The sequence below is a fragment of the Pseudomonas abieticivorans genome, assembly GCF_023509015.1.
Taxonomy (GTDB): domain Bacteria; phylum Pseudomonadota; class Gammaproteobacteria; order Pseudomonadales; family Pseudomonadaceae; genus Aquipseudomonas; species Aquipseudomonas abieticivorans.
In genome coordinates, this window is the sequence record NZ_CP094975.1 from 2,733,815 (window position 1) to 2,759,278 (window position 25,464).

Genomic DNA, 25,464 nt, shown 5'->3' on the forward strand with positions numbered 1-25,464 from the left:
CGCTGCGAACCAAACGCCCACAAAAAAGCCCCAAGGCATACGCCCCGGGGCTTTTTCGTTTATATGGTGCACCAGGCGGGATTCGAACCCACGACCCCTGCCTTCGGAGGGCAGTACTCTATCCAGCTGAGCTACTGGTGCAGCGCGGGCGCCATGATACCCATCTAGGCGGTGGGCGTCTATTGCGACGAACGTGTGAGGCATTTCGCACAGTTTGCGGTCAAAACTCCACGCTGATCCGAAAAGGACCGCGCCAAGGGCTTTTTTGTTCTTTTTTTCGAACAGACTATTGTCCTTTACCCCGGTTGACCCTAGGATTCGTTTGAGATTTCAAACGCTCTTGTCTGGGTGCTGATCCGCGCGGGTTACATTTTGTGCGCTATTGATGCTCAAGCCCGGTGGATGAATCCTGACGGCAGTCCTGGAGACGCCCTTACTACAAATCAACAATATGCCCCGTGCGTGCACGGTGCTGTTAAGGAAGCCGACATGCAGCTTAAAGACACCCAGTTGTTCCGTCAAAAAGCCTACCTGGACGGGGTTTGGGCAGACGCGGACAGCGGCCAGACCATCAAGGTCAACAACCCGGCAACGGGTGAGATCCTCGGCACCGTGCCTAAGATGGGCGCAGCCGAAACCCGCCGCGCCATCGAAGCTGCGGACAAGGCCCTACCGGCCTGGCGTGCACTGACCGCCAAAGAGCGCTCCAACAAACTGCGTCGCTGGTTCGAACTGATGATCGAGAACCAGGACGATCTGGCGCGCCTGATGACCCTGGAACAGGGCAAGCCGCTGGCCGAAGCCAAAGGCGAAATCACCTACGCCGCCTCTTTTATCGAGTGGTTCGCCGAAGAAGCCAAGCGCGTCTATGGCGACACCATCCCCGGCCACCAGCCAGACAAGCGCCTGATCGTGATCAAGCAGCCGATCGGCGTGACCGCGGCCATTACCCCGTGGAACTTCCCGGCGGCAATGATCACCCGTAAAGCCGGCCCGGCCCTGGCCGCTGGCTGCACCATGGTGCTCAAGCCTGCTTCGCAGACGCCGTTCTCGGCACTGGCCCTGGCGGAACTGGCCGAGCGCGCCGGCATTCCGAAAGGCGTGTTCAGCGTTGTAACCGGCAGCGCCGGCGACATCGGCAGCGAGCTGACCGGCAACCCGATCGTACGCAAGCTGAGCTTCACCGGCTCCACTGAGATCGGTCGCCAACTGATGGCCGAATGCGCCAAGGACATTAAGAAAGTGTCCCTGGAACTGGGCGGCAACGCGCCGTTCATCGTGTTCGACGACGCTGACCTGGATAAGGCCGTCGAAGGTGCGATCATCTCCAAGTACCGCAACAACGGCCAGACCTGCGTATGCGCCAACCGCATCTACGTGCAGGACGGCGTGTACGATGCGTTTGCCGAGAAGCTCAAAGCCGCCGTGCTGAAGCTCAAGATCGGCAACGGTCTGGAAGAAGGCACCACCACCGGCCCGCTGATCGACGACAAGGCCGTGGCCAAGGTCAAGGAACACATCGCCGATGCCCTGAGCAAAGGCGCCACCGTGCTGACCGGTGGCAACAGCCTGGAAGGCAACTTCTTCGAGCCAACCGTATTGGTGAACGTGCCGAAGAACGCTGCCGTGGCCAAGGAAGAAACCTTCGGCCCACTGGCGCCGCTGTTCCGTTTCAAAGACGAAGCCGAAGTGATCGCGATGTCCAACGACACCGAGTTCGGCCTGGCTTCGTACTTCTATGCCCGTGACATGAGCCGCGTGTTCCGCGTGGCCGAGGCGTTGGAATACGGCATGGTGGGTATCAACACCGGCCTGATCTCCAACGAAGTGGCGCCGTTTGGCGGCATCAAGGCCTCCGGCCTGGGCCGTGAAGGCTCCAAGTACGGCATCGAAGACTATCTGGAAATCAAATACCTGTGCATCTCGGTCTGAGAGCCAGGTAAACCACCGGCGGGGCGCGAGAGCGTCGTCTCGCCGGTTTTGTAATGCAAGAACCCCTTGGTGGCCGGGACGCCGCAGCAGTCGATCATCGTATGCTGTTGCCGCAGATTCCGCCGCTTGATCCTTGAACCACGCCGACCGATGAGCGGCGAATGAGGAAACCCATGAGCAAGACAAACGAATCCTTGATGCAACGCCGCCAGGCAGCCGTTCCACGTGGCGTTGGTCAAATCCACCCGATCTTCGCCGAATCGGCAAAGAACGCTACGGTTACCGACGTTGAAGGTCGTGAATTCATCGACTTCGCCGGCGGCATCGCGGTACTCAACACCGGCCACGTTCACCCTAAAGTGATCGCCGCCGTTGAAGCGCAACTGCACAAGCTCACCCACACCTGCTTCCAGGTGCTGGCGTACGAGCCCTACGTTGAAGTGTGCGAGAAGATCAACGCTCGCGTACCGGGTGCTTTCGACAAGAAAACCCTGCTGGTGACCACCGGTTCCGAAGCCGTTGAAAACGCCGTGAAGATCGCCCGTGCTGCCACTGGCCGTGCTGGCGTGATCGCCTTCACCGGCGCTTACCATGGCCGTACCATGATGACCTTGGGCCTGACCGGTAAAGTCGTGCCTTACTCGGCCGGCATGGGCCTGATGCCAGGCGGCGTGTTCCGCGCCCTGTACCCGAACGAACTGCACGGTGTGAGCATCGACGATTCGATCGCCAGCATCGAGCGCGTGTTCAAGAACGATGCCGAGCCGCGTGACATCGCTGCCATCATCATCGAGCCAGTGCAGGGCGAAGGCGGTTTCTACGTCGCGCCTAAAGAGTTCATGAAGCGCCTGCGTGCCCTGTGCGACCAGCACGGCATCCTGCTGATCGCCGACGAAGTGCAGACTGGCGCTGGCCGTACCGGTACTTTCTTTGCGATGGAACAGATGGGCGTTGCTGCCGACCTGACCACCTTCGCCAAGTCCATCGCTGGCGGCTTCCCGTTGGCCGGTGTGTGCGGCAAGGCCGAGTACATGGACGCCATCGCACCGGGTGGCCTGGGCGGCACCTACGCCGGTAGCCCGATCGCCTGCGCCGCGGCCCTGGCCGTGATGGAAGTGTTCGAAGAAGAAAACCTGCTGGACCGCAGCAAGGCCGTGGGCGAGCGCCTGGTGACTGGCCTGCGCGCCATCCAGGCCAAGTACCCGGTAATCGGTGAAGTGCGTGCCTTGGGCGCGATGATCGCGGTCGAGCTGTTCGAAGGCGGCGACAGCCACAAGCCAAACGCGGCTGCCGTGGCATCGGTTGTGGCCAAGGCGCGTGACAAGGGCCTGATCCTGCTGTCGTGCGGCACTTACGGCAACGTATTGCGCGTGCTGGTCCCGCTGACCGCAGAAGACACCCTGCTGGACAAAGGCCTGGCCATCATCGAAGAGTGCTTCTCCGAACTCTGAGATGTGATGGGCTAGACAAAAAACCCGCTTCGGCGGGTTTTTTTTCATCTATGGGAAAGTCTGGCCGTTAACCTGTAGGTCTACAGCCTGAGGTTGACTATGGTGAAGGTAATGCCCAAGGAGCGAGCTCAATGACTGCAGAGCAAAAGCCGGTGGTGCCGCGCGTGTTGATCGCCGAAGCGGAACCCTGGATGCGCGACCTGCTCAGCCAGTTGCTGTTGAGCGTACGCTGCGATGCCGTGTTGGACGTGTGCGGGGACGGCCGCCAGGCCCTGGCCTTGCTCGACCAGCAGCCTGACCTGATCATCGCGGCCCGCGAACTGCCCGGTATTGATGGCCTGGACCTGCTGCGCAATGTGCGTTTGCGCCCAGCGGCCGCGCCCGTACCATTCATCATGCTCAGCGACCGTGGCGATATCGCCAGCGTGCGCGAGGCCTTGCCGTACCACCCCACGGCGTACCTGACCAAGCCGCTGAACATGGAGACGCTCAAGCAGCGCCTGCACGACCTGCTGCTGGAAGTCGGCCAGGAGGTAGCCTGCGAGATTCCGGCGTTAACCCCTGGCATCCAGCTGCCCCGCTACTTGGAGCACCGTCGCGAGCATTCCGACGGTGGCCCTCTGCTGGCGGACGTGCACACGGCGGTCAAGCGTAGCCTCCACCCCCAGGGCCTGAACCTGAAGTTGCTGGAAGAGGACTTGCGCAAAGACCCGCAGATAACCGCCGTGTTGATCGCCGCAGCCAACAGTGCCGCGCACCATCGCGACGGCGCCGTGCAAACGCTGATGCAGGCGCTGAACAAGCTGGGTGCCACGCAAAGCATGAACCTGGTGCTGGGCCTGACGCTCAAACGCAGCGCCAAGCTCAGCGACCCTGACCTTGGCGTGCACGCCGAGCGTTTCTGGCAGCAATCGCTGCACACCGCCGAATATGCGCGCACCTTTGCCCGCTTGCTGGAGCTGGACCAGGAGCGTTGTTACTGCGCGGGGCTGTTGCACTGCCTGGGCGACCTGGCGCTGCTGCGCGCGTTGCAGGAATGGAAATTGGCCGGTGGCGCACTGGAGGCCGCGCAGGTCAGCCAGTCACTGGCCGACTTTGGCGCGGCCTACGGCTCGGCCCTGCGCACCCGCTGGCGCTTGCCGCTGGAGCTGCGCGAGCTGATCGCCTCGATCTACCAGTTGGGGGGTGGGGTGTATTCGCGAGAAGCCTTGGCGATGAACCTGGCCGGGCAATTGGCGCGGATGAAGCCTGAGGACAGCCTTGAGTTAATCGCCAAGGGCAAGACGGCGAGGCTGTTGAAGGTGGGCCTGCCGGAGTTGGTGCGGTTGCGTCGGGTTTGAGGTGTGCTTTTCGCGGATAAATCCGCTGCTACCGGAACGGCGGTCCGGCGTCCCGGCTCATCCGCGAAAGGGGCCTACGCTCAAGCCAAAACAATCTGATTCTTGCCCCGCCGCTTGGCCTGATACATCGCCGCATCCGCCCGCGAAAACAACGTGTCCAATATCTCGTCCTGCGGCTGTATGCCGGTCAGCCCCTGGCTCACCGTCACGCCAAACACCTGCCCGTCATGGGTAAAACTCAAGCGCTGAATCTCGCGTTGCAGGCGCTCGGCGATCTGCTTGGCCATTTCCGGTGCGCAGCCCGGGAACACCGCGGCGAACTCCTCGCCACCGATACGCCCGAACAGGTCGCCACGACGTAATACGGCCTTGCCACTGTCGGCGATGCGTTGCAGCACCAGGTCGCCTTCCTGGTGGCCATAGGTGTCGTTGATGATCTTGAAGTCATCGATGTCCAGCAGCAGGAAGCCGATGGGCGAACCTTGCAAGCGCGCCTGTTCGAACTCGCGGTGGGCGCATTCGAAAAAGTGCCGGCGGTTGCTGCTTTGCGTGAGCACGTCGGTGGTGGCCAGACGCTGCAGTTCGCCTTCCAATTGCTTCTTTTCGGTGATGTCCTCAGCAATGCCGACCACGATTACTCGTTGGCCAGGATCATTCTGCTGGCTGACGAAGCACTTGTCGCTGAGCCAGCGGATTTGCCCGTCGGCGCTGATAATGCGGTACTCGCGGTCTTCGATGGCGCCTTTTTCCAGTACTTCGGCCAGGCTGCGCTCGGCGTAGTCCAGGTCGTCGGGGTAAATACTGTCGCGCCATTCGTTGTAGTCAGCCAACAGCAGCCCGGCCGAGCGCCCGAAAATGCGCTCATAGGCAGGGCTTACGTAGATCATTTGCTGGCTTTCCCAGTCGAACGCCCATAGCACTGCGTTGACGCTGACCAACAGCGAGCTGAACAATTGCTCGCGCTCGCTCAGGCGGGCGACCTCCCCTTGGGCGTGCATCAGCGCCAGCAAGGTTTCGGCGGCCGCTGGCATGTGCTGGAAGGATGGAGCCTGGGGTTTTTTGATGACCATCATCACTGCATCTCGATAGGCGCTGGGCTGGAGCGACTGACAGCCGGCCACAGCGTAGCCGCCGCACTGGCGATCTTTATTAAGATGAAAAAATTGTAACGAAGTTCCAACAAAGGCGCCCCAGAGCGGGGCGCCCCGATGGACGGTGTCAGGCGAGGGCGGGGCGCAGCGAGTAAGTCTTGAGTTGGGCGGCGAAATCGCGCAACGACTGGATGCCACTGGCTTCGGCTTCATGCACCCAGTCTTTCATGGCGGCGAGCATGTCGTGGCCGTTGGAACTGGTACGGGCCCAGATCTGCTGCAAGGCCAGGCGCTTCTCGTAGATCACCTTCAGGGCCTGGCTGTGCTCCAGCATGGTCTGGATGCGTACATGGTGGCGCTCGTCCAGCAGGCTGGTTTCGCGCGACAGCAGGCGCTTGGCGCGGCGGAACTGGTGGCGCACCGATTCGTCGACCTTCATCAGTTCCTGTTGCACCAGCGGCGCGATCACCAGCTTGCGGTACTGGGCCATGATCTGGAAGCGGTTGTTGAGGATGGCCATGGCGGTGTCCATGTCCAGGCTGCCCTTGCCTTCCACGCGGTGGGCAATAGGCGCCACGCGCTGCACCTTGGCCAGGCGCGCCATGCTCAGCAGGCGTATCCACATCCAGCCCATGTCGAACTCCCACTTGCGTACCGAGAGCTTGGCCGAGTTGGGGTAGGTGTGGTGGTTGTTGTGCAGCTCTTCGCCGCCGACGATGATGCCCCACGGCACCAGGTTGGTGGCCGCGTCGCGGCATTCGAAGTTGCGGTAGCCCACGGCATGGCCCAGGCCGTTGATCACGCCAGCGGCCCAGAAGGGAATCCACATCATCTGGATAGCCCACACGGTAAGGCCCAGCGCGCCGAACAGGAACAAGTCCAGCGCCAGCATGATGCCGATGCCGCCCAGGCGGTAGCGCGAGTACAGGTTGCGCTCGACCCAATCTTGCGGGCAGTTCTTGCCGTAGATGCGCAGGGTTTCCGGGTTTTCGGCTTCTTCGCGGTACAGCTCGGCGCCTTTGCGCAGCACTGTGGACAGGCCTTTGATGACCGGGCTGTGCGGGTCATCGACGGTTTCGCACTTGGCGTGGTGCTTGCGGTGGATGGCGGTCCACTCGCGGGTGTTCTGCGCCGTGGTCAGCCACAGCCAGAAACGGAAGAAATGCTTGAGCCCGGCGTTCAGCTCCAGGGAGCGGTGCGCGGAGTAGCGGTGCAGGTAGATGGTGACACTGACGATGGTCACGTGGGTCAGCAGCAGGGTCACTGCCACCAGTTGCCACACGGACAGGTCAAGAAAACCGTTGTACCACATAGGCTTTGGGGCCCTCGAAAGAAAAGATAAACATCAACCCGCATTATCGGCATGCGCGCGGATAAAACCAGCGCGGCTTTTAGATAAGAGTGGCTGAATGTTTCTATTCTATAATGTCCTATCTTTCCGTGTGGCTTCTTTGACCCTATGCCTGGTTTCTATCGCGGCGCTTTGCGCGCGGCTGCGCTTTACCTGCTGGTTTCGGTCATCTGGTTTGTCGCGACTGATCATTTATTGAACAGCCTTTTCGATGAATCGCCTGCGCTAGCAAGGTGGCAGCTGATCAACGGCGCCCTGTGGTTGCTGTTCAGCGCCGCAGTGGTGTTTTTTCTGCGGGTTCGCGCTCCCCGGGCCGATGCCTCCGGGTTGGCCGACCGCGAGCGCCTGCGCATGGCCGCGGCGGTGTTCGACTGCACCCTGGAGGGTGTGCTGGTGACTGATCTGCGCGGGCGCATCGTGCACGTCAACCGCGCGTTCATGGACATCACCGGTTACCGCCAGGGTGAAGTGGTGGGGCATAACCCCAACAAGTTCAAGTCCGGGCGCCATGCCGCCGACTTCTACCAGCAGATGTTCGGCACCCTCGCCGAGGCGGGGCAGTGGAGTGGTGAGATCTGGAACCGGCGCAAAAGCGGCGAGATCTATCCGCAATGGCAAACCATCCGTGCCGTGCGTGATGATCACGGCCAGGTCAGCCACTACGTGGCTGTGTTTTCCGATATCAGCGCGATCAAGCACAACGAATGCGAGCTCAGCCGCCTGGCCCATCACGACCCGCTGACCGACTTGCCCAACCGCCTGTTGTTCAGCGACCGCGCCGAGCAGGCGTTGGCCAAACGCCAGGGCTGCGCCCTTTTGTTGCTGGACTTGGATCACTTCCAGAGCTTCAACGACAGCCTTGGCCATGCCGTGGGCGACCAGTTGCTCAAGGCCGTGGTCGAGCGCTTGCAAGGCCGCTGCGATAGCGGTGTCACCCTGGCGCGCCTGGGGGGCGACGAGTTCGCGCTGTTGGTCGAGGGCTGCGAACAGATCGCGCAGGCAGCGACGCTGGCGCAACGGCTGCTCGACGATTTGAAGCCGCCTTTTCTACTGGAAGGCCACAGCCTGTTCATCAGCGCGAGCATCGGGATAAGCCTGTTCCCCAGTGATGCCTTGAACCCCGAGCAACTGTTACGCAATGCCGACTCGGCGTTGTTCAAGGCCAAGAGCAATGGCCGCGCCGGCTATGCGCTGTACACCGAAGAGTTGACCGCCCACGCGCAGCAGCGCGTCGGCCTGAGCAGTGAATTGCGCCGCGCCCTGGTCCAGGACGAACTGCGGGTTTATTACCAGCCCGTGCACGATCTGCGAAGCCGCCGCCAGGTCGGAATGGAGGCGCTGGTGCGCTGGCAGCACCCGCAACGCGGCCTGGTGCCACCGGGTGAATTCATCCCGATTGCCGAGCGCAGCGGCCTGATTGCCGATATCGATGCCTGGGTGTTGCGCCAGGCTTGCCAGCAGATGTGTCAGTGGCAGGCCGAGGGCAAGGCCCTGGACTTTGTCGCGGTCAATGTCTCCAGCCGGCTGTTTGCCGGCAGGGTGCTGTACCAGCAGATCGCCCAGGTACTGGCAGAAACCGGCCTTGACCCTGCCTTCCTCGAAGTGGAAGTCACTGAAAGTGCGGTCATGGATGACCCGGAAGTCGCGCTGGAGCAGTTGCATCGCTTGCGTGAGCTGGGCCTTACCCTGGCCATCGATGATTTCGGCACGGGTTATTCGTCGTTGCTACGCCTCAAGCGCCTGCCTGTGCAAAAGCTGAAGATTGACCAGGGCTTCGTCGCCGGCCTGCCCGGCGATGACGATGACATCGCCATCGTGCGCGCCATCATCGCCCTGGCGCACAGCATGGGCATGCAGGTGCATGCCGAAGGGATCGAGCAGGCCGAACAGGCCGACTTCCTGCTCAAGCACGGTTGCGAACTGGGCCAGGGCTACTGGTTCGGACGGCCTGTGCCTGCTGGCGATATTGCCTGGGCTTGAGACCGAGGCGGCCGCTTCGTGGATAAATCCGCTCCTACAGATTTATCTGCTAACCACGCAACACCATTCTGGTTATATGAAAATTCTTAAATAGTATTTTTAAGCATAACCGCGCCTGACTACTATGGGCTCCAGGATACCAGCACCCCATTATTCAGGAGCACATCATGAGCGCATCTCTGCGTAGCGTTGACGGACAGGACGAAGCCACCATTCTGCGCGAAATTCAGAGTGCGCTGCGTGACCTGCGTTTTGGCGCGGTGGAAATCACTGTGCACAACGCCCAAGTGGTACAGATCGAACGCAAAGAAAAATTCCGCCTGCAGAATCCAGGTAACAAACCTGGCTGATATCAGCCAAGGGCCTCGCAGCGCGCGACACATAAGAAAAAGCCAACGCATTGGAATTCATTTCGGGGAGCTTCACCATGTCAATCCGTCACTACGCCCTGGCCGCACTCGCCAGCGCCCTGTTCGCCGGTTCCGCAGTCGCCAAGGACTACGAACTGCTCAACGTGTCCTACGACCCGACACGTGAGCTGTATCAGGACTACAACGCCGAATTCGTCAACTTCTGGAAAAAAGCCCACCCGGACGACAAGGTCGACATCAAACAGTCCCACGGCGGCTCCGGCAAACAAGGCCGCGCGGTGATCGACGGCCTGCGCGCCGACGTGGTGACCCTGGCCCTGGCCGGTGACATCGACGAAATCGCCAAGCTGGGCAAGACCCTGCCGGCCGACTGGCAAACCAAGTTGCCGGATGCCAGCACCCCGTACACCTCGACCATCGTGTTCCTGGTGCGCAAGGGCAACCCTAAAGGCATCCACGACTGGAACGACCTGATCAAACAGGACGTCTCGGTGATCACCCCCAACCCAAAAACCAGTGGCGGCGCCCGCTGGAACTTCCTGGCCGCCTGGGCCTACGGCCTGAAAGCCAACGGCGGTGACGAGGCCAAGGCCAAGGAATACGTGCAAACCCTGTTCAAGCACGTGCCCGTGCTGGACACCGGTGCCCGCGGCTCGACCATTACCTTCGTCAACAACAGCCAGGGTGACGTGTTGCTGGCCTGGGAAAACGAAGCCTACCTGGCGCTGAAAGAAGACGGTGGTGACAAGAAGTTCGATATCGTCGTACCTTCCGTGTCGATTCTGGCCGAACCGCCAGTGGCCGTGGTCGACAAGAATGCCGAGAAGAAGGGCAACGAAGAAATCGCCAAAGCCTACCTTGAGCACCTGTACAGCAAGGAAGGCCAGGAGATAGCTGCGAAGAACTTCTACCGCCCACGTGACAAGGCTGTCGCTGCGCAATACGCCAAGCAGTTCCAGGAAGTGAAAACCCTGGCAACCATCGACAAGGACTTCGGCGGCTGGAAAACCGCGCAACCGAAGTTCTTCAATGACGGCGGCGTGTTCGACCAGATCTACCAAGCGCAATAACGGCAGCTTCAAGCTGCAAGTGGTGAGCTGCAAGATGACCTGCTTCTAGCTTGAAGCGGGTGACTTGCAGCTTTTAGCTGCTTCTGAACCAAGGACTTTTATGTCGCGTCGCATCTCCCCCGTCATACCCGGCTTCGGGCTGACGCTGGGCTACACCTTGGTGTACCTCAGCCTGATTGTGCTAATACCGCTGGCGGCCATGTTCATCCATGCCGCGCAGCTGACCTGGGACCAGTTCTGGACCATCGTCACTGCGCCGCGGGTACTGGCCGCGCTCAGGTTGAGCTTCGGCACGGCCCTTTGCGCGGCCATCATCAACGGTATCATCGGCACGCTGTTGGCCTGGGTACTGGTGCGCTACACCTTCCCGGGGCGCAAGATCATCGATGCGATGATCGACCTGCCGTTCGCCCTGCCCACTGCCGTGGCCGGTATTGCCCTGACGGCGTTGTACACGCCCAATGGCATGGTCGGCAGACTGGCAGCGGACCTTGGCTTCAAGATCGCGTATACCCCGCTGGGCATCACCCTGGCGCTGACCTTCGTGACCCTGCCTTTCGTGGTGCGCACGGTGCAGCCGGTATTGGCCGATATCCCCCGGGAAATCGAAGAGGCCGCTGCCTGCCTGGGAGCCAAGCCGCTGCAGGTGTTCCGCTACATCCTTGCGCCGGCCCTGTTGCCCGCCTGGCTGACTGGCTTTGCGCTGGCCTTTGCCCGTGGCGTGGGCGAGTACGGTTCGGTCATCTTCATCGCCGGCAACATGCCAATGAAGACCGAGATTCTGCCGCTGCTGATCATGGTCAAGCTGGACCAATACGACTACACCGGCGCCACGGCCATCGGCGTGATGATGCTGGTGGTTTCCTTCATTCTGCTGCTGCTGATCAATTTGCTTCAGCGGCGCATCGAAACCCCTTGAAGGAGCGTTGAGCATGTCTGCCAATTCCATATCGGCCGCCTCGGTGGCCAACGCTTCGCGCCGCGGTAGCCCGGTTTCGCGCATCGTCCTGATCAGCCTCGGCTGGCTGGTGTTCGCGCTGTTCCTGCTGTTGCCACTGTTGATCGTGGTGTCCCAGGGCTTGAGCCAGGGCCTGGGGGCCTTCTTCACCGCGATCTTCGAGCCAGATGCGCTGTCGGCACTCAAGCTCACGGTGATCGCAGTGGTGATTTCGGTGCCGCTTAACGTGTTGTTCGGCGTGAGCGCTGCCTGGTGCGTGAGCAAGTACTCGTTTCGCGGCAAAAGCATCCTGGTGACGCTGATCGACCTGCCGTTCTCGGTGTCGCCGGTGATCGCGGGCCTTGTCTACGTATTGATGTTCGGCGCCCAGGGCTTGTTCGGGCCGTGGTTGCAGGACCACGACATCCAGATCGTGTTCGCCTTGCCGGGCATCGTGCTGGCGACCATCTTCGTGACGGTGCCCTTCGTGGCCCGCGAGCTGATCCCGCTGATGCAGGAACAGGGCACCCAGGAAGAAGAGGCCGCGCGCCTGCTGGGGGCCAACGGCTGGCAGATGTTCTGGCACGTGACCGTGCCGAACATCAAGTGGGGGCTGATCTATGGCGTGGTGTTGTGCACCGCGCGGGCGATGGGCGAGTTCGGTGCGGTGTCGGTGGTGTCGGGGCATATCCGCGGCGTCACCAATACCTTGCCGCTGCACGTCGAGATCCTCTACAACGAATACAACCACGTCGCGGCGTTTGCCGTGGCGAGCCTGTTGCTGATCATGGCGCTCTTCATCCTGCTGCTCAAGCAGTGGAGCGAGAACCGTATTAACCGTCTGCGCAACAGTGCGGCGGAGGAATAATTCATGTCGATCGAAGTTCGTAATGTCAGCAAGCGCTTCAACGCCTTCCAGGCCCTGAACAGCATCAACCTGGATATCCAGAGTGGCGAGTTGGTGGCCTTGCTCGGCCCGTCCGGGTGCGGCAAGACCACCCTGCTGCGGATCATCGCCGGGCTGGAAACCCCCGACCAGGGCAGCATCGTGTTCCACGGTGAAGACGTGTCGGGCACGGATGTGCGTGACCGCAACGTGGGTTTTGTATTCCAGCACTACGCGCTGTTCCGCCACATGACGGTGTTCGACAACGTCGCCTTTGGCCTGCGCATGAAGCCCAAGGGCGAGCGCCCGAACGAAACGCGCATCGCTGAGAAAGTCCACGAACTGCTGAACATGGTGCAACTGGACTGGTTGTCCGACCGCTACCCGGAGCAGTTGTCCGGCGGCCAGCGCCAGCGTATCGCCTTGGCCCGTGCCTTGGCGGTCGAGCCGAAAGTGCTGTTGCTCGACGAGCCGTTTGGCGCGCTGGATGCCAAGGTGCGTAAAGAGCTGCGCCGCTGGCTGGCGCGCTTGCACGAAGACATCAACCTGACCTCGGTGTTCGTGACCCACGACCAGGAAGAAGCCATGGAAGTGGCCGACCGCATCGTGGTGATGAACAAAGGCGTGATCGAGCAGATCGGCTCGCCGGGCGAAGTCTACGAGAACCCGGCCAGCGATTTCGTCTATCACTTCCTGGGCGACTCGAACCGCCTGCACCTGGGCGAAGACAACCACGTGCTATTCCGCCCCCACGAAGTCTCACTGTCGCGCTCGGAATTGGAAGACCACCACGCTGCCGAAGTACGCGACATCCGCCCATTGGGCGCGACCACCCGCGTGACGTTGAAAGTGGAAGGGCAGAGCGAGCTGATCGAGGCCGAAGTGGTGAAAGACCACGACAGCCTGACCGGCTTGGCGAAGGGTGAGACGTTATTTTTCAAACCCAAGGTTTGGCAAAAAGTGGCGAATATCGCGTGATGCTTTTCGCGGATAAATCTGCTCCTACCGGTTATCTGTAGGGGCGGATTTATCCGCGAAGGCGTACCACCTCACGCCGCCGAACCTCACCGGCTCGCGCCTCTATCTCGTGCTTTAGCCCCTGGCAAAGGCCCAGCAGAAATGCGATTTCCGCCACCACGAACAACGGCCCCACGATCAATCCGCTCAGGTCGTCGACGAACGCCGGTTTACGCCCTTCGTAATGGTGGCCCACGAACTGGATCACCCAGCCCAGTACAAACAGGCCAAGCCCGGCACTGAGCCAGGCCATCGTTGTTTGCACCGCCAACGCCGCGCCAGCCCAAAGGCACAAGGCAAGCAACCCGGTCATCAGCGCACCCAGGCGCAGGTCCAGGCGCAGGTAAAACCACACCGACGCCAGGGCCGCCGGCAACGCCGGTGAAAGCCACAGCCCGCCGGTCGAAAAGCCTGGGCGAGAGAGCAGCACGGTCACCGCGACTACAATCATCGGGATGCCGATAAAGTGGCTGGCAATATTGCGCGGGTCACGGTGGTAAGCCGCGTATTGACTGAGGTGCTCGACGAGGTTTTTCATTGTTATGCCTCTGGTGGGGATGATTGATCATGCGCCCCCGGTGGCCCCATGCTCTGTCAGCTAGCCGACATTCCCTGCACGAGGCGGTTTCGATGAACGAGGTATCTGCCTGGCGGCCACGGCTGTTGAACGGCCATTGGTTCAGCCAGTTGCCCCTGTCCCTTCAGGATAGCCTGCTGCAGGCCGCGCGGTTGCAGCGCCTGGCGGCTGGGGAGTGCCTGTTCCAGCGCGGCGAGCCGCCCAGTGGTCTTTATGCGGTGGTGGAGGGCGCGATGCGCATTGGCGCCGTCAGCGAGCAAGGCAAGGAAGCGCTGCTAGCGCTGGTAGAGGCGCCTCATTGGTTTGGTGAGATCGCCCTGTTCGATGGCCAGCCGCGCACCCACGACGCTTACGCCGAAGTGGCCTGCACCCTGGTGTGGGTGCCGCAACCGGCGTTGACTGCGCTGTTGGCCGAGCACCCACCTTACTGGCGTGACTTCGCCCTGTTGATGACCCAGAAGCTGCGCCTGATGTTTGTGGTGCTCGAACAGCAAAGCTTGATGGCGGCGGCGCCACGGGTGGCCAGCCGGCTGCTGATGATCGCCCAAGGCTACGGCGAAATCGACGGCTCGCGGCGGGTGTTGCAATTGGGTCAGGAGCAGTTGGCGCTGATGCTTTCGCTGTCGCGCCAAACCACCAACCAGATCCTCAAGGATTTGCAGCAGCAAGGCGTACTGCGCCTGGGCTACGGCGAAATCGAGATCCTGGATATGGCCCAGCTAGCCGCTTGTGTCGCAGCGGAATCATCCGCGAAAATCGCGCCACGGTCTCCTTGATGCACCCTGGTGTTCTTTTCGCGGATGAATCGGGACGCCGGGCCGCCACGCCTACCGAGGAGGGGCTAGCCTACGAACCGCGATAGGTGCTGAACCCATACGGGCTGAGCAGCAGCGGGATGTGGTAGTGCTGGTCGGTGGCCTTCACTTCGAAGATCACCGGGATTTGCGGGAAGAACGTCTCGTGCTGGGTGCGCTTGAAGTATTCGCCGGTCTTGAACACCACGCGGTATTCGCCGGCCTTGAACGGCTTGTCTGCCGGGAACAGCTCGGCGATGCGCCCTTGTTCGTTGGTGGTGCCGTGGGCGAGCATCTGCCAGTCCTGGCCGACGTGCTGCTCCAGGGTCACTTCCACGCCGGGCGAAGGCACGCCGGTCTCCAGGTTCAACACGTGCACGCTCAACGGGTTGGCCGCCAGGGCCAGGCCAGAGAGGCCGCTCAGGCTCAATACGGCCAGGGTTTTGCTGATCAGGTTCATTGCAGGCTCCTTCAAGGGTGGGTGTTCAGGTTCAGTTGTTGGGCGGCTTTGATGGCGCAGGCTTCGTCCTGTTCAGCGCCGCCGGCACCGGCAATGCCCAGGGCACCGACCAGTTCGCGGCCCTCGAACAACGGCACGCCGCCACCGAGCAGCAGCAAGGTGTCGAGGGTGTTGAGGTTGGCCGCCTCCGGGTTATTACGGGCGCGTTCGGCGAAGGCGCGGGTCGGGCTTTTGGTCGACAGCGCGGTGTAGGCTTTGCGGCGGCTGGCGTCGGTGTTGTGCGGGCCCACGTTGTCTGCGCGCAGTTGCACGATCAGGTTGCCGCCACGGTCCAGCACGGTGACCGCCGAGGTGCACCGGGCGCGGCTGGCGTCGGCCAGTTTTAGCGCGGTGGCCAGGTCCAGGTCGGGGTGCTGGGGCAGGGCGGCCATGGCGGGCAGGGCGATGGCACTGGCAAGGCTGATAAACAGGGTGCGAACAAGCATGGTCGGGCTCCTTGGGCTGGGGTTGCCACCTTAAGCAGCCACGCCCGACAGGACTCCGTCGGTTCGATTACAACTTTGTAATGGGAATAACGGCCATACAGGCCTAGCCTATGCAATGGATCAAATGAGGTGTGCCATGCGTTTGCTGGTTGTGGAAGACGAAGCCAAGACTGCTCAATTTCTGGCCAAGGGGCTGGGTGAGTCAGGCTTTGTCGTGGATGTGGCGGCCAACGGCCTGGATGGGCGCTATCTGATCGAGCAGCAAGACTATGACCTGATCATCCTCGATGTGATGCTGCCGGGGCTCAATGGCTGGCAACTGCTCAAGCTGATCCGCCAGCGCGGCGAAACGCCGGTGCTGTTCCTCACCGCCCGGGATTCCATCGAAGACCGCGTGCGCGGTCTTGAGCTGGGTGCCGATGATTACCTGGTCAAACCCTTTGCCTTCGCCGAGTTGCTGGCCCGGGTGAAAACCCTGCTGCGCCGCGGCCCGGTTCGGGAGATCGAGGTGTACAACATTGCCGACCTGGAGGTGGACGTGCCGCGCCGCCGGGTCAGCCGCAACGGCCAGCGCATCAGCCTCACCAACAAGGAATTCGCCCTGCTACATCTGTTGGCCAGCCGCCGTGGCGAGGTACTTGCGCGTACCCTGATCGCCTCCCAGGTGTGGAACCTGAACTTCGACAGCGACACCAACATGGTCGAGGTGGCCGTGCGCCGCTTGCGCGCCAAGGTCGACGACCCATATATGCCCAAGTTGATCCACACCGTGCGCGGCGTCGGGTACCAGTTGCAAGCGCCAGATGAGTGAAGCGGCAAGGGGGCGCTCCATGGCCTGGCGGTTGGCCCTGGCGTTCGCACTGGTGTGTGCCGTGGTGTTGAGCGCGGCGGGGGTGTTTCTGTATCGCTCGCTGGCAGCAGAAATTGCCTTTCGTGACGATGTGGCGCTGCTCGGTCGCCTGGAACAGGTGAGTGCCTTGTTGCATGACAGCGACAGCCTGGAAGCCCTGCAAGAACGCCCACGGCTGTACCAGAACATGCTCGGCAGCCAGGAAAGCCTGTTGCTGGTGGACCGTGCCGACGGCAGTTCGGTGATCCGCATCAACCCCCACGGCCTGACCTTGCCGGCACTGGCACCCATCCCTGCCGAGCGTGGGCCACGGCGTGAAGACATCCACGGCGACCCGCTGCTGTCTTGGCTGGCAGGCCTGGCCCAGGGCCCCAATGGCGAGCCGTTGCAGGTGGTGGTGGGCAAGCAGACCACCGAGCGTGATGCGATGCTGGCCAGCTATCGGCTGCGGGTGTATGTCGCCGTGGTAATGGGGGCTTTCCTGGCGTTCGCCATTGGCCTGTTACTGCTGCGCAGGGCCTTGCGACCTTTGCGCAACCTGGCCGACAGCGTCGCCGGTATCGATCAGCGCAGCCTGGACCAGCGTCTGGTGCTGCACGACATCCCCGCGGAAATGCACGCACCGGTGCAGGCCTTGAACGGCATGCTGGCGCGCCTGGAAGATGGCTTCGGGCGGCTTTCGCTGTTTTCCGCAGACCTGGCCCACGAGATCCGCACGCCATTGAACAACTTGCTGGGCAGCACCGGCCTGGCCCTGAGCCAACCCCGTAGCGCGGCGGAATACCAGGACCTGTTGGCCTCCAATGTCGAGGAATACGAGCGTCTCAACCGCATGGTCGAGAACCTGCTGTTCCTGGCGCGGGCTGATTATGGCGAGCGCCTGGTCAATCGCCAGGCCATCGACCTGCACGAACTGGGCGACGAATTGTGCGACTACTTCGAGGCGCTGGCGGCAGATCGCGAACTGACCTTGAGCAATCAGCTCGGTGGCACCCTGCACGCCGACCTGCAACTGCTGCAACGGGCGCTGGGCAACCTGCTGGCCAACGCCGTGCGCCACGCCACGCCGGGCACCACCATCACTTTGAGCGGGCAATTGAGTGTGCATAACCACGGGCCTGCGATCGAGCCGCAACACCTTGGGCGGCTATTCGATCGGTTTTACCGCGTGGATCCGTCGCGTGCCGAACCTGGGGACTCGGGCGGGTTGGGGTTGGCGATCGTGAAGTCGATCATGCTGTTGCATGGGGGAAGTGTCGAGGTGGTCAGCGATGGGCGGGGTACCACGTTTAATTTGTGCTGGCCGCTTCGCGGATAAATCCGCACCCCAGGCTACGGCCTCCCCTGTAGGAGCGGATTTACCCGCGAAAACACCACGGTGTGTCAGGCAAGTTGCGTCGGCGGCTTCGCGGATAAATCCGCGCCTACTACGCGAGGTTGTTGCGGTATTGCCCCGGCGAAATCCCGGTCCAGCGCTTGAACGCGCGGATGAACGTGCCGGCATCGGCAAAACCCAAGCGGTGCCCGATCTCGCTCAGTGGCAGGTCCGGGTCGTTGAGGTACTGCAGCGCCAGGTTCTGCTGGCACTGATCCAGCAAGGCATCGAACCTGCAGCCCTCGTCGGCCAGGTGCCGTTGCAGGTTGCGCAGGCTCAAACGCATTACTTCGGCCACCTCATCGGCTGACGGCACGCCCCGTGGCAAGCACCGCTCGATTGCATCGCCCACGCGGCGTTCCCAGGTCAGCGGCTGGAGCATTTCCGGCGACGCATCCTGCGGGCTGGCGTCGTCCAGGTGGCAGTCGAAATCGGCGCAGGCAAACTCCAGGCTGTCTTGCTCGGCATCGAAGTGGATGGGTGAGCGGAACACTGTGAGCCACGGCTTGGGGTCTTGCGGGCGGGCGCGGGTCAGGCGCACGGCCAGCGGCGCGTAGTCTGGGCCCAGGCGGTTGCGGCAGGTGCGCACGTAGATCGCGGCAAAGGCATCGATGGCTTCGGCTGCGGGTGCCGGGTAATCGTCGGTGGCTTGCAGGCGCAGTACGTAGCGGCCATTTTCGCGGCTTAAGGTGGGGGTCAGGGCATCGCTGGCCTGGTGGTAACGCACAATGCGCTCGAATACCTCGCGCAGGTTTTCGCTGGCGATCAGGGCGTAGCCCAGGGAATGGAAGGTGCTGGGGCTGACGAAGCGGGCCACGCGCAAGCCAATCGCCGGATCACCGCTGGCCTGCACGGCCAGTTGCCACAACGCGTTGGTGGCACTCAGGGGGAACTGTGCGTTGGATTCCTCCACCCGTAGCGGATCAAGCCCGGCCTGAAGGCACAGGGCGGCGCTGTCCAGCCCGATGGCATCCAGCTGCTTACGCAGGGCACGGGTCCAGCTGGCGAGGGAAGTCGGTTCGTTCATGGCCATTCACTGCGTCACGCTCCATGGACGCAGAATGAAAGCATGCGGGGTGTTTTTGCAAGCGCGGCCAGACTGAATGCACAGGTTCACCACCGCCCGGTGGTGAACCTGCCAAGGCTCAGTCGGGTTGGAACGGTGACTGGCTCAGCACCACACCGGTTTCCTCGACGTATTTCTGCCATTCGCCGATCAGGGTTTGCAGTTTCTGCGGTTGGCTCAGGGCCAGGTCGTGGATCTCGCCCGGGTCCTGGCTCAGGTCATACAGTTGCCACGTCGCCGGGCCTGCCGGGCCCGGTATCCACACGGCTTTCCAGTGGCCCTTGCGAATGGCGCGGCGGCCGAACAATTCCCAACCGGTGGCGGTGTTGTCATCGTGCACCTCGTTGGTTTCGCCGCTCAGATACCCCAGCCACGATTTGCCGCGTACGGCCGCCACCTCACGACCCTGCCAGCGCGTGCCGGGGTGGCGAACGCCGGCCAGGTCGAGGATGGTCGGGGTCACGTCCATCACTGTGCCGAAGCCATGGCCGATTTCGCCTTGGCGGGCCAGCTGCGGGTAGCGCACCAACGCCGGCACGCGGATCCCGCCCTCGGTGGTGAAGGCCTTGAACAATCGCGAGGGGGCGGTGGCCGCCTGGGCCCAGCTTGGCCCGTACCAGACGTAGGAATTGGCGCGGCCGACGTTGGCCAGGCTGTTGTCGTAGTGCTTGTTGAGGTAGGTGAGCAACTCCGGGCCGAACTTGGGGAAGGCTTCCAGCAGCGCGCCTTCGGCACCGTTGTCGGACATGAACAGGATAAAGGTGTTGTCCAGTTGGCCCTGGTTGCGCAGGTACTCGACCACTCGGCCGATGTTCCAGTCCATGCGCTCGACCATTGCCGCGTACACCTCCATGGCCCGCGCCGATATTTGCCGCTGCTCGTCGGTCAAGTCGGCCCACTCAAAGCCCAACTCCAGCAGCGGGTGCGCTTCGGTGTCGGCATCTACCAGGCCAAGCTCACGCAGCTTTGCCAGGCGTTCGGCGCGCAGCACGTGGGGGCCGGCGTCGTAGCGGCCCTTGTACTTGGCCACCAGGTCGGCAGGCGCCTGCAGCGGCCAATGCGGTGCGGAAAAGGGCAGGTAGGCGAAGAACGGCCGGCTCTGGTCGCGCTCCTTGAGGTACTGCAATAGCTTGTCGCCAAAGGCATCGGAGGAATAGAAGTCCTTGGGCAGCTCTTGCACGAAGGTGTCGTCTTCGATGTACAGCGCCGGCGTGGATTTGAGCAGGCCAGGGGTCTGGTCGTCGTAGGTGGGCTCGAAACCGTAATGGTTGGCGGCACCGGGCAACAGCGAGAACGAGCGCTCGAAACCCCGGGCGTGGGGCGCCAGTTCCGCGGTCAGGCCCAGGTGCCATTTGCCGCTCATCAAGGTTTGGTAGCCGGCTTCGCGCAGCAGTTCGGGCAGGGCCACCACGCGGTCGTTCAGGTAGCCTTCATAGCCCGGCTTGCCGATCAGGTCGGGGGTCAGCGCCTCGGCCATGGTGCCGATGCCAGCGATGTGGTGGTCGGTGCCGGTCAGCAGCATTGAGCGGGTCGGCGAGCAAGTGGGCGCGGTGTGAAAGTCGGTCAGGCGCAGGCCGTCGGTGGCCAGTTTGTCCAGGTGCGGCGTGGCGATCTCGCCGCCGAAGGCGCCGATGTCGGAGAACCCGAGATCGTCCGCCAGAATTACCAGAAAGTTGGGGCGTTGGCTCATCAAAACCATCCTCTGTTCAGCAAGCGATAAAGGCCGGGTGCAGATCGCGGATCTGCTCGGGCAATGGGGTTACGTAGTGGTCGTCGTTGGTCAGTTCGTGCAGCAATTCTTCACGCAGTTGGTGAAAGTCGAACTGGCTGCGTTGGCGCGGGCGCGGTAGGCCCACCTCGACCACGCGCTTGATGCGACCGGGCCGCGGCTCCATGACCACCACGCGGTCGGCGAGGTAAATGGCTTCCTCGACGTCGTGGGTTACCAGGATGGTGGTGATCTTGGCGCGTTCGCGAATCGCCAGCAGTTCGTCCTGCATTTGCTGGCGGGTCAACGCGTCGAGGGCGCCGAAGGGTTCGTCCAGCAACAGGATGCGCGGGCTGGCGACCAAGCCGCGGGCGATGGCCACGCGCTGGGCCATGCCGCCCGAGAGTTGGTGCGGATAAGCACGAGTGAAGTCCCTCAGGCCCACCAGGTCGATGAAGTCGGCGACGCGTTTGTGCTTTTGCTCGGCGCTCAGGGGCTCGTTGACCAGGCCCAGGCGGATGTTGTCTTCTACGGTCAGCCAAGGGAACAGGCGGTGCTCCTGGAAGACGATGCCGCGCTCGCCACCAATGCCGCTGACCGCTTTGCCGTCCACGCGGATCTCGCCACGCAAGTCCGTGTCCAGGCCCACCAGCAAGCGCAACAGGGTGGATTTGCCGCAGCCGCTGGAGCCGACGATGGCGACGAACTCACCCTCGGCGATGTCCAGGTTGAACTCGCGGATGGCCTCCAGTTGGCCGCCGTCCACCTCGAACAATTTGCCGACGTGGTTGAAGCTGACGATAGGTTGGGTCAATGCGTTCATGCGTGTCTCCAGCGCGTAGCGCGCGCTTCGATGCGTTGTCCGAGGGTGTTTAGCGCTGCGCCGGTCAGGCCGACCAGGAGCATGCCGCTCATGATGGTGTCCATGCGCAGCAGTTGTTGGGCGCCGATCATCAGGCTGCCGATGCCGCCGTTGGACGGCATGAAGTATTCGGCGCCGATGGTGCCCAGCCAGGCGTAGATCAGGCTCAGGCGCAGGCCGCCGAAGATGCCCGGTGCAGCGCCCGGCAGCACCAGCCGGCCCAGGCGTTGCCAGAGGCTAAGGCGCAGCACTTGCGCCGCCTCGGCCAGTTGCGGCGACAGGCTGGCGACGCTGCGTTGGGTGGCGATGTACAGAGGGAAGAAAGCCGCGAGGGCGACGAACACCCACTTGGCGCCTTCGCCCAAGCCAAACCAGGCAGTGAGCAGCGGTACCCAGGCAAAGATTGCGATTTGCCGCATGCCCGCCAGGCTTGGGCCCAACAGGCGTTCGGCGGGCTTGTTCAAACCCAGCAACAGGCCCAGGCCGAAACCGGCCAGGCCGCCTAGCAACAGGCCGCCCAAGGTGCGGCCCAGGCTCAGCAGCATGGCCTGGGGCAGGCTGCCGTCGGCAATCCCGGCCCAGGTGCTGTGCAGCACTTGCAGCGGTGACACCAGAATGTTCGCGTCTACCCATTGCAGTTGATGGCTGACTTGCCACAACGCCAGCAGGGCCAGTGGCAGCCACCAGGACGTCAGGCGCTGCCAGCCTTGCAGGCGTGGGCCGCGCGTCAATTGGGCGGTGGGCGGGTGGGGCCAGTGCACCAGCTTGCGATCGGCCCAGCCGATGCTGCGGTCCATCACTACGCCGACCACGCCGATCACGGCGATGCAAACGAAGACAATGTCGAGCATGAACAGTTGGCGTGCCGACACCATCAGGTAGCCGATGCCTTCGCTGGAGGCCAGCAACTCCACCGCCAGCAACGATGACCAGCCCGCCGCCAGTGCCAGGCGCACGCCGGCCATGAACGAGGGTAGGGCGGCAGGCAAAATCAGCCGGCGGATCAACAGGTGGGTGGGCAGGCGCAATACCGAGGCGGCTTCGCGCAAGCGCGGCTGGGCGTCACGCACGCCGACCAGGGTGTGCAGGGTGACGGGCACCACGATGGCCTTGACCAGCACCACCAGCTTGAGCGTTTCGCCGATGCCGAAGAACACCATGAACAGCGGGATCCAGGCCAGGGTCGGGATCTGCGCCAAGGCGCCGAAGGTGGGCAGCACCAGCCGTTCGGCGCGGCGGCTAAAACCCAGCCAGGCGCCCAGTACCGCACCGCCGGCGATGCCCGCCAGCAACCCCCAGAACAACCGTTGCAGGCTGATCCACAGGTTGCTCCACAGGTCGCCACCCGCCAGGTCCAGCGCGCTCTGCCATACCAGCGAAGGTGCTGGCAGGATCTGTTCGCTCATCCATTGCTCGCGGGCGGCCAGCCACCACAGGGCAAAAATCAGAGCGGGCACATACCAGGCCTGCAGGCGGCGGCCCACGCTGGGCCAGCGCCGTTGCGGTTGCAGTGGCGGCGCTGCCAGGGGCAGGCTGAGAAGCGAATCACGGGCCAAGTCAGACCTCCCTTGCGCTAACAACCAATGCGCATTTAGTTATTCTTTATCGATCTAATAAAATTAAAATCGATGCAATAAAAGGATAAGAGCGTCATTTAATGCTGAGCGGCGTACTGCATCCAATGCATTCGTTGAATATTTTCCATGCTGTTCATGCATGGCCTCGCATTGGTTAGGGTTAGCCGCTTATATTCCCTATAGTTATTAAAATGTTCTTTATTAGTATTTTATTTATAGGCTCAAGTTGTGCCTGACTGGCGCCCTTATCGCGTGATTCAGCCAGGAGCAGCCGTTATGAAAGTCCCCTTCAACCGTGTCGCCAGTGTGTTTGCCGTACCCGTACTCGCGGGCCTGCTTGGCTGCTTTGCGGCGATGGCCCAAGCAGGCGAGGTCAAGGAGATCCGTATCGCCGTACCAGACTTGAGCGCTGGGGCCGAGCACAGCGGCGGTGGCGTGGTCGACGTGTTGCGCAGCCAACAGTTGCTGGAAAAAGCCTTCGCTGCCGACGGCATCAAGGTGCAGTGGAATTTCTTCAAGGGCGCCGGCCCCGTCATCAACGAAGCGTTCGCCAACGGCCAGGTGGATTTCGCCTACCTGGGTGACCTGGCCGCGATCATCGGCAAGTCCAATGGGCTGGACACTCGCCTGTTGAGTGCCACTGGCCGTGGCGTAAAGGAGTATCTGGGCGTGGTCCCGGGCTCGGGCATCAAGACCCTACAAGACCTCAAGGGCAAGCGCGTCGCGGTGTTCCGTGGCACCGCCAACCAGCTGTCGTTTGATGCCGCGCTGGCCAGTCAGGGCCTGAGCGAAAAGGATTTGAAGGTGATCAATCTGGACTTCAATTCAGCGGTGGCCGCCTTGGCTGCCAAACAGATCGATGCCACCTGGGGCCTCTCTGGCCTTACTTCCTTGCAACAGCGCGGCCTGGCTGAGCTGCCGCTCAATACCCTGGACCTCAACGGTGCCGGCAGCGTGCAGAGTGTATTGGTGGGGGCGGGTGGCTTTGTCGACGCCCACCCGGACGTGGTCGCGCACTTGCTCAAGGCCCAGGAGCAAGCCGTGCAGTGGCTAACCCAAGAGCGCAACAAGGAAGCCTATGTGCAACTGGTGGCGGGCCTGTCCAGCTACCCGCCGGCAATCCTGCATGAAGACTTGAAGGGGTTGGATGTAAGCGTGCTGTTCGCCTCGCAACTGGATGCGCCGTTCCTGGCCAAACTGCAGGGCTCGGTGGATCTGGCGGCGCAGCAGCGCTTGATTCGCAAGCCGTTCAAAGTGACGGATTGGGTGGCGGACAAAGCGCTCTGATCGGCGGCGTTTGGTTCGCGGATAAATCCGCTCCTACGGGAGCGGATTTATCCGCGAAAAGGCCACCCCAACTCTCAAGCCGCGTCCTCCACCACATCCAACCTCAATATCGTCTCGATCATCTCCCGCGCCGCCGGCGACAAGCGGAACCCCGTGCGGCTGACGATCCCGCAACGCGCGCTCAGGCTTTCCAGGTTCTGCGGCAAGTTGCGCCAGTGCAAGCGCACCAGTGAGCCGGGTTCGATGTCATTGATGAACGCCTCTTCGCTGCCAATCCCGATGGCATTGGTTTGCCGCACGATCTTCACCAGGGCACCAAAGTGATCGCTTTCGATGTTCACGCTGAAGTCCGCCTTGCCGCTCAGGTTGGCCAACAGCTTGCGGATACCCGGCGGTATGAGCGTGGCGGCCAGCGGGTAGTCGAACATATCGTTGGTCGACAAGCTTTCCTTGGCCAGCAGCGGATGGTCGGGGCGGCAAAAGAACACACCGCGCTTGGGCGTAAGGGCCTGGGTCTGAAAGTTGGGGTCGGCCTCGAAATGGCGGATGTCGGCGATGAAGAATTCGATCTCTTCGCGGTTCAGGCTACGGCTCAATTTTTCCCAGTTATTGACCTCGAAATAGGTCCGCACCTTGGGGTGGGCGTTAATAAACCGCGACACCGCATCCGGCACCAGTTTGATTGCTGGTGCCGGCCCGCAACCGAAGCGCAGTTCGCCAGCATCGAGCTTGGTCATCTGCGTCACTTCACTGCTGAGCAAGGCCGCGCCCTTGACCAGGCTCAAGGCGTGCTGCAGCACTACGTGGCCCTCGGGCGTGGGGCGCAAATCTTTGCTGCCGCGGTCCACCAGCACGCAGCCGAACTCTTGTTCCAAGCCTTGGATGCTGCGGCTGAAGGCCGGTTGGGTGATGCCCATGGCATCGGCCGCACGGACAAAACTGCGGTGTTCGTTCAAGGCGATGAAGTAGCGCAGCTGTCGCAGATCCATATGCATTC

Annotated in this window: 23 protein-coding genes and 1 tRNA gene; 13 read left to right on the forward strand and 11 right to left on the reverse strand. The window is 62.2% G+C overall.

What is annotated here, in order from left to right; translation table 11 throughout:
• Positions 1-64: 64 nt before the first annotated feature.
• Positions 65-141 (reverse strand) — tRNA-Arg (locus tag L9B60_RS12320).
• A 348-nt stretch (positions 142-489) separates the two neighbouring features.
• On the opposite strand from L9B60_RS12320, the gene gabD reads away from it, so the two are divergent.
• The 3 genes from gabD (at position 490) to L9B60_RS12335 (ending at position 4,723) form a co-directional block, all read left to right on the forward strand.
• Positions 490-1,932 carry an NADP-dependent succinate-semialdehyde dehydrogenase gene (gabD, locus tag L9B60_RS12325; protein ID WP_249678988.1) on the forward strand — a complete coding sequence of 481 codons (1,443 nt, stop codon included), beginning with the start codon at positions 490-492 and terminating at the stop codon, positions 1,930-1,932.
• Between the two features lie 173 nt (positions 1,933-2,105).
• Positions 2,106-3,383, forward strand: a complete 1,278-nt coding sequence (gene gabT, locus L9B60_RS12330) for a 4-aminobutyrate--2-oxoglutarate transaminase (RefSeq protein WP_249678989.1) — start codon at positions 2,106-2,108, stop codon at positions 3,381-3,383.
• A gap of 131 nt (positions 3,384-3,514) precedes the next feature.
• Positions 3,515-4,723 (forward strand): HDOD domain-containing protein, encoded by a 1,209-nt coding sequence (locus L9B60_RS12335; protein ID WP_249678990.1) that lies wholly within the window; start codon positions 3,515-3,517, stop codon positions 4,721-4,723.
• 80 nt (positions 4,724-4,803) lie between these two features.
• Here L9B60_RS12335 and L9B60_RS12340 read toward each other — a convergent pair whose 3' ends face one another.
• Complete coding sequence (locus L9B60_RS12340; protein ID WP_249679726.1) at positions 4,804-5,793, reverse strand: GGDEF domain-containing protein; 990 nt, start codon at positions 5,791-5,793, stop codon at positions 4,804-4,806.
• Positions 5,794-5,941: 148 nt separating this feature from the next.
• Positions 5,942-7,126 (reverse strand): delta-9 fatty acid desaturase DesA, encoded by a 1,185-nt coding sequence (gene desA / locus L9B60_RS12345; RefSeq protein ID WP_249678992.1) that lies wholly within the window; start codon positions 7,124-7,126, stop codon positions 5,942-5,944.
• A gap of 147 nt (positions 7,127-7,273) precedes the next feature.
• On the opposite strand from desA, the gene dibA reads away from it, so the two are divergent.
• The 6 genes from dibA to L9B60_RS12375 all read left to right on the forward strand — a co-directional run bounded on the left by dibA (position 7,274) and on the right by L9B60_RS12375 (position 13,387).
• A complete protein-coding gene (dibA, locus tag L9B60_RS12350) occupies positions 7,274-9,145 on the forward strand; it encodes a phosphodiesterase DibA (protein WP_249678994.1) in 1,872 nt (623 codons plus the stop codon).
• 167 nt (positions 9,146-9,312) lie between these two features.
• Positions 9,313-9,495: a sulfur starvation response protein OscA gene (gene oscA / locus L9B60_RS12355; protein WP_028943833.1), complete on the forward strand. Its 183-nt coding sequence runs from the start codon at positions 9,313-9,315 to the stop codon at positions 9,493-9,495.
• 77 nt (positions 9,496-9,572) lie between these two features.
• Positions 9,573-10,586, forward strand: a complete 1,014-nt coding sequence (locus tag L9B60_RS12360; protein ID WP_249678995.1) for a sulfate ABC transporter substrate-binding protein — start codon at positions 9,573-9,575, stop codon at positions 10,584-10,586.
• Positions 10,587-10,686: 100 nt separating this feature from the next.
• The gene (gene cysT, locus L9B60_RS12365; protein WP_249678997.1) at positions 10,687-11,505 is read left to right on the forward strand and encodes a sulfate ABC transporter permease subunit CysT; all 819 of its coding nucleotides are present in this window, start codon (positions 10,687-10,689) and stop codon (positions 11,503-11,505) included.
• Between the two features lie 13 nt (positions 11,506-11,518).
• A complete protein-coding gene (gene cysW, locus L9B60_RS12370; RefSeq protein WP_249678999.1) occupies positions 11,519-12,391 on the forward strand; it encodes a sulfate ABC transporter permease subunit CysW in 873 nt (290 codons plus the stop codon).
• Positions 12,392-12,394: 3 nt separating this feature from the next.
• Positions 12,395-13,387 (forward strand): sulfate/molybdate ABC transporter ATP-binding protein, encoded by a 993-nt coding sequence (locus tag L9B60_RS12375; RefSeq protein ID WP_249679001.1) that lies wholly within the window; start codon positions 12,395-12,397, stop codon positions 13,385-13,387.
• Positions 13,388-13,436: 49 nt separating this feature from the next.
• Here the strand turns inward: L9B60_RS12375 and L9B60_RS12380 are convergent, their stop codons facing one another.
• On the reverse strand, positions 13,437-13,964 hold the full coding sequence (locus L9B60_RS12380; RefSeq protein WP_249679003.1) for an Mpo1 family 2-hydroxy fatty acid dioxygenase: 528 nt from the start codon (positions 13,962-13,964) through the stop codon (positions 13,437-13,439).
• Between the two features lie 92 nt (positions 13,965-14,056).
• Between L9B60_RS12380 and L9B60_RS12385 the strand changes: the two genes are divergently transcribed.
• A complete protein-coding gene (locus tag L9B60_RS12385; protein ID WP_249679005.1) occupies positions 14,057-14,779 on the forward strand; it encodes a Crp/Fnr family transcriptional regulator in 723 nt (240 codons plus the stop codon).
• Positions 14,780-14,849: 70 nt separating this feature from the next.
• Here the strand turns inward: L9B60_RS12385 and uraH are convergent, their stop codons facing one another.
• Both uraH and L9B60_RS12395 read right to left on the reverse strand, forming a co-directional pair.
• Positions 14,850-15,257 (reverse strand): hydroxyisourate hydrolase, encoded by a 408-nt coding sequence (gene uraH, locus L9B60_RS12390; RefSeq protein WP_249679006.1) that lies wholly within the window; start codon positions 15,255-15,257, stop codon positions 14,850-14,852.
• A gap of 11 nt (positions 15,258-15,268) precedes the next feature.
• Positions 15,269-15,742 carry a GlcG/HbpS family heme-binding protein gene (locus L9B60_RS12395; protein ID WP_249679008.1) on the reverse strand — a complete coding sequence of 158 codons (474 nt, stop codon included), beginning with the start codon at positions 15,740-15,742 and terminating at the stop codon, positions 15,269-15,271.
• A 136-nt stretch (positions 15,743-15,878) separates the two neighbouring features.
• On the opposite strand from L9B60_RS12395, the gene L9B60_RS12400 reads away from it, so the two are divergent.
• Together L9B60_RS12400 and L9B60_RS12405 are read left to right on the forward strand one after the other, a co-directional pair.
• Positions 15,879-16,553 carry a heavy metal response regulator transcription factor gene (locus tag L9B60_RS12400; RefSeq protein ID WP_249679010.1) on the forward strand — a complete coding sequence of 225 codons (675 nt, stop codon included), beginning with the start codon at positions 15,879-15,881 and terminating at the stop codon, positions 16,551-16,553.
• 19 nt (positions 16,554-16,572) lie between these two features.
• On the forward strand, positions 16,573-17,910 hold the full coding sequence (locus L9B60_RS12405; RefSeq protein ID WP_249679012.1) for a heavy metal sensor histidine kinase: 1,338 nt from the start codon (positions 16,573-16,575) through the stop codon (positions 17,908-17,910).
• Between the two features lie 109 nt (positions 17,911-18,019).
• Here the strand turns inward: L9B60_RS12405 and L9B60_RS12410 are convergent, their stop codons facing one another.
• From L9B60_RS12410 to L9B60_RS12425, 4 genes are all read right to left on the reverse strand, one after another.
• A complete protein-coding gene (locus tag L9B60_RS12410) occupies positions 18,020-18,994 on the reverse strand; it encodes an AraC family transcriptional regulator (RefSeq protein ID WP_249679013.1) in 975 nt (324 codons plus the stop codon).
• A 118-nt stretch (positions 18,995-19,112) separates the two neighbouring features.
• Positions 19,113-20,723: an arylsulfatase gene (locus tag L9B60_RS12415; protein WP_249679015.1), complete on the reverse strand. Its 1,611-nt coding sequence runs from the start codon at positions 20,721-20,723 to the stop codon at positions 19,113-19,115.
• Between the two features lie 16 nt (positions 20,724-20,739).
• The gene (locus L9B60_RS12420) at positions 20,740-21,555 is read right to left on the reverse strand and encodes an ABC transporter ATP-binding protein (RefSeq protein WP_438866139.1); all 816 of its coding nucleotides are present in this window, start codon (positions 21,553-21,555) and stop codon (positions 20,740-20,742) included.
• A 5-nt stretch (positions 21,556-21,560) separates the two neighbouring features.
• The gene (locus tag L9B60_RS12425) at positions 21,561-23,159 is read right to left on the reverse strand and encodes an ABC transporter permease (protein ID WP_249679019.1); all 1,599 of its coding nucleotides are present in this window, start codon (positions 23,157-23,159) and stop codon (positions 21,561-21,563) included.
• 297 nt (positions 23,160-23,456) lie between these two features.
• Between L9B60_RS12425 and L9B60_RS12430 the strand changes: the two genes are divergently transcribed.
• Positions 23,457-24,467 (forward strand): ABC transporter substrate-binding protein, encoded by a 1,011-nt coding sequence (locus tag L9B60_RS12430; RefSeq protein ID WP_249679021.1) that lies wholly within the window; start codon positions 23,457-23,459, stop codon positions 24,465-24,467.
• Positions 24,468-24,541: 74 nt separating this feature from the next.
• Here L9B60_RS12430 and L9B60_RS12435 read toward each other — a convergent pair whose 3' ends face one another.
• Positions 24,542-25,456 (reverse strand): LysR family transcriptional regulator, encoded by a 915-nt coding sequence (locus L9B60_RS12435; RefSeq protein ID WP_249679023.1) that lies wholly within the window; start codon positions 25,454-25,456, stop codon positions 24,542-24,544.
• Positions 25,457-25,464 lie beyond the last annotated feature (8 nt).

Bases quoted from the DNA above. Each gene is read 5' to 3' on its own strand.
- gabD (WP_249678988.1), top strand. From the start codon at position 490: ATGCAGCTTAAAGACACCCAGTTGTTCCGTCAAAAAGCCTACCTGGAC.
- gabT (WP_249678989.1), top strand. From the start codon at position 2,106: ATGAGCAAGACAAACGAATCCTTGATGCAACGCCGCCAGGCAGCCGTT.
- L9B60_RS12335 (WP_249678990.1), top strand. From the start codon at position 3,515: ATGACTGCAGAGCAAAAGCCGGTGGTGCCGCGCGTGTTGATCGCCGAA.
- L9B60_RS12340 (WP_249679726.1), bottom strand. From the start codon at position 5,793: ATGGTCATCAAAAAACCCCAGGCTCCATCCTTCCAGCACATGCCAGCG.
- desA (WP_249678992.1), bottom strand. From the start codon at position 7,126: ATGTGGTACAACGGTTTTCTTGACCTGTCCGTGTGGCAACTGGTGGCA.
- dibA (WP_249678994.1), top strand. From the start codon at position 7,274: ATGCCTGGTTTCTATCGCGGCGCTTTGCGCGCGGCTGCGCTTTACCTG.
- oscA (WP_028943833.1), top strand. From the start codon at position 9,313: ATGAGCGCATCTCTGCGTAGCGTTGACGGACAGGACGAAGCCACCATT.
- L9B60_RS12360 (WP_249678995.1), top strand. From the start codon at position 9,573: ATGTCAATCCGTCACTACGCCCTGGCCGCACTCGCCAGCGCCCTGTTC.
- cysT (WP_249678997.1), top strand. From the start codon at position 10,687: ATGTCGCGTCGCATCTCCCCCGTCATACCCGGCTTCGGGCTGACGCTG.
- cysW (WP_249678999.1), top strand. From the start codon at position 11,519: ATGTCTGCCAATTCCATATCGGCCGCCTCGGTGGCCAACGCTTCGCGC.
- L9B60_RS12375 (WP_249679001.1), top strand. From the start codon at position 12,395: ATGTCGATCGAAGTTCGTAATGTCAGCAAGCGCTTCAACGCCTTCCAG.
- L9B60_RS12380 (WP_249679003.1), bottom strand. From the start codon at position 13,964: ATGAAAAACCTCGTCGAGCACCTCAGTCAATACGCGGCTTACCACCGT.
- L9B60_RS12385 (WP_249679005.1), top strand. From the start codon at position 14,057: ATGAACGAGGTATCTGCCTGGCGGCCACGGCTGTTGAACGGCCATTGG.
- uraH (WP_249679006.1), bottom strand. From the start codon at position 15,257: ATGAACCTGATCAGCAAAACCCTGGCCGTATTGAGCCTGAGCGGCCTC.
- L9B60_RS12395 (WP_249679008.1), bottom strand. From the start codon at position 15,742: ATGCTTGTTCGCACCCTGTTTATCAGCCTTGCCAGTGCCATCGCCCTG.
- L9B60_RS12400 (WP_249679010.1), top strand. From the start codon at position 15,879: ATGCGTTTGCTGGTTGTGGAAGACGAAGCCAAGACTGCTCAATTTCTG.
- L9B60_RS12405 (WP_249679012.1), top strand. From the start codon at position 16,573: ATGGCCTGGCGGTTGGCCCTGGCGTTCGCACTGGTGTGTGCCGTGGTG.
- L9B60_RS12410 (WP_249679013.1), bottom strand. From the start codon at position 18,994: ATGAACGAACCGACTTCCCTCGCCAGCTGGACCCGTGCCCTGCGTAAG.
- L9B60_RS12415 (WP_249679015.1), bottom strand. From the start codon at position 20,723: ATGAGCCAACGCCCCAACTTTCTGGTAATTCTGGCGGACGATCTCGGG.
- L9B60_RS12430 (WP_249679021.1), top strand. From the start codon at position 23,457: ATGAAAGTCCCCTTCAACCGTGTCGCCAGTGTGTTTGCCGTACCCGTA.
- L9B60_RS12435 (WP_249679023.1), bottom strand. From the start codon at position 25,456: ATGGATCTGCGACAGCTGCGCTACTTCATCGCCTTGAACGAACACCGC.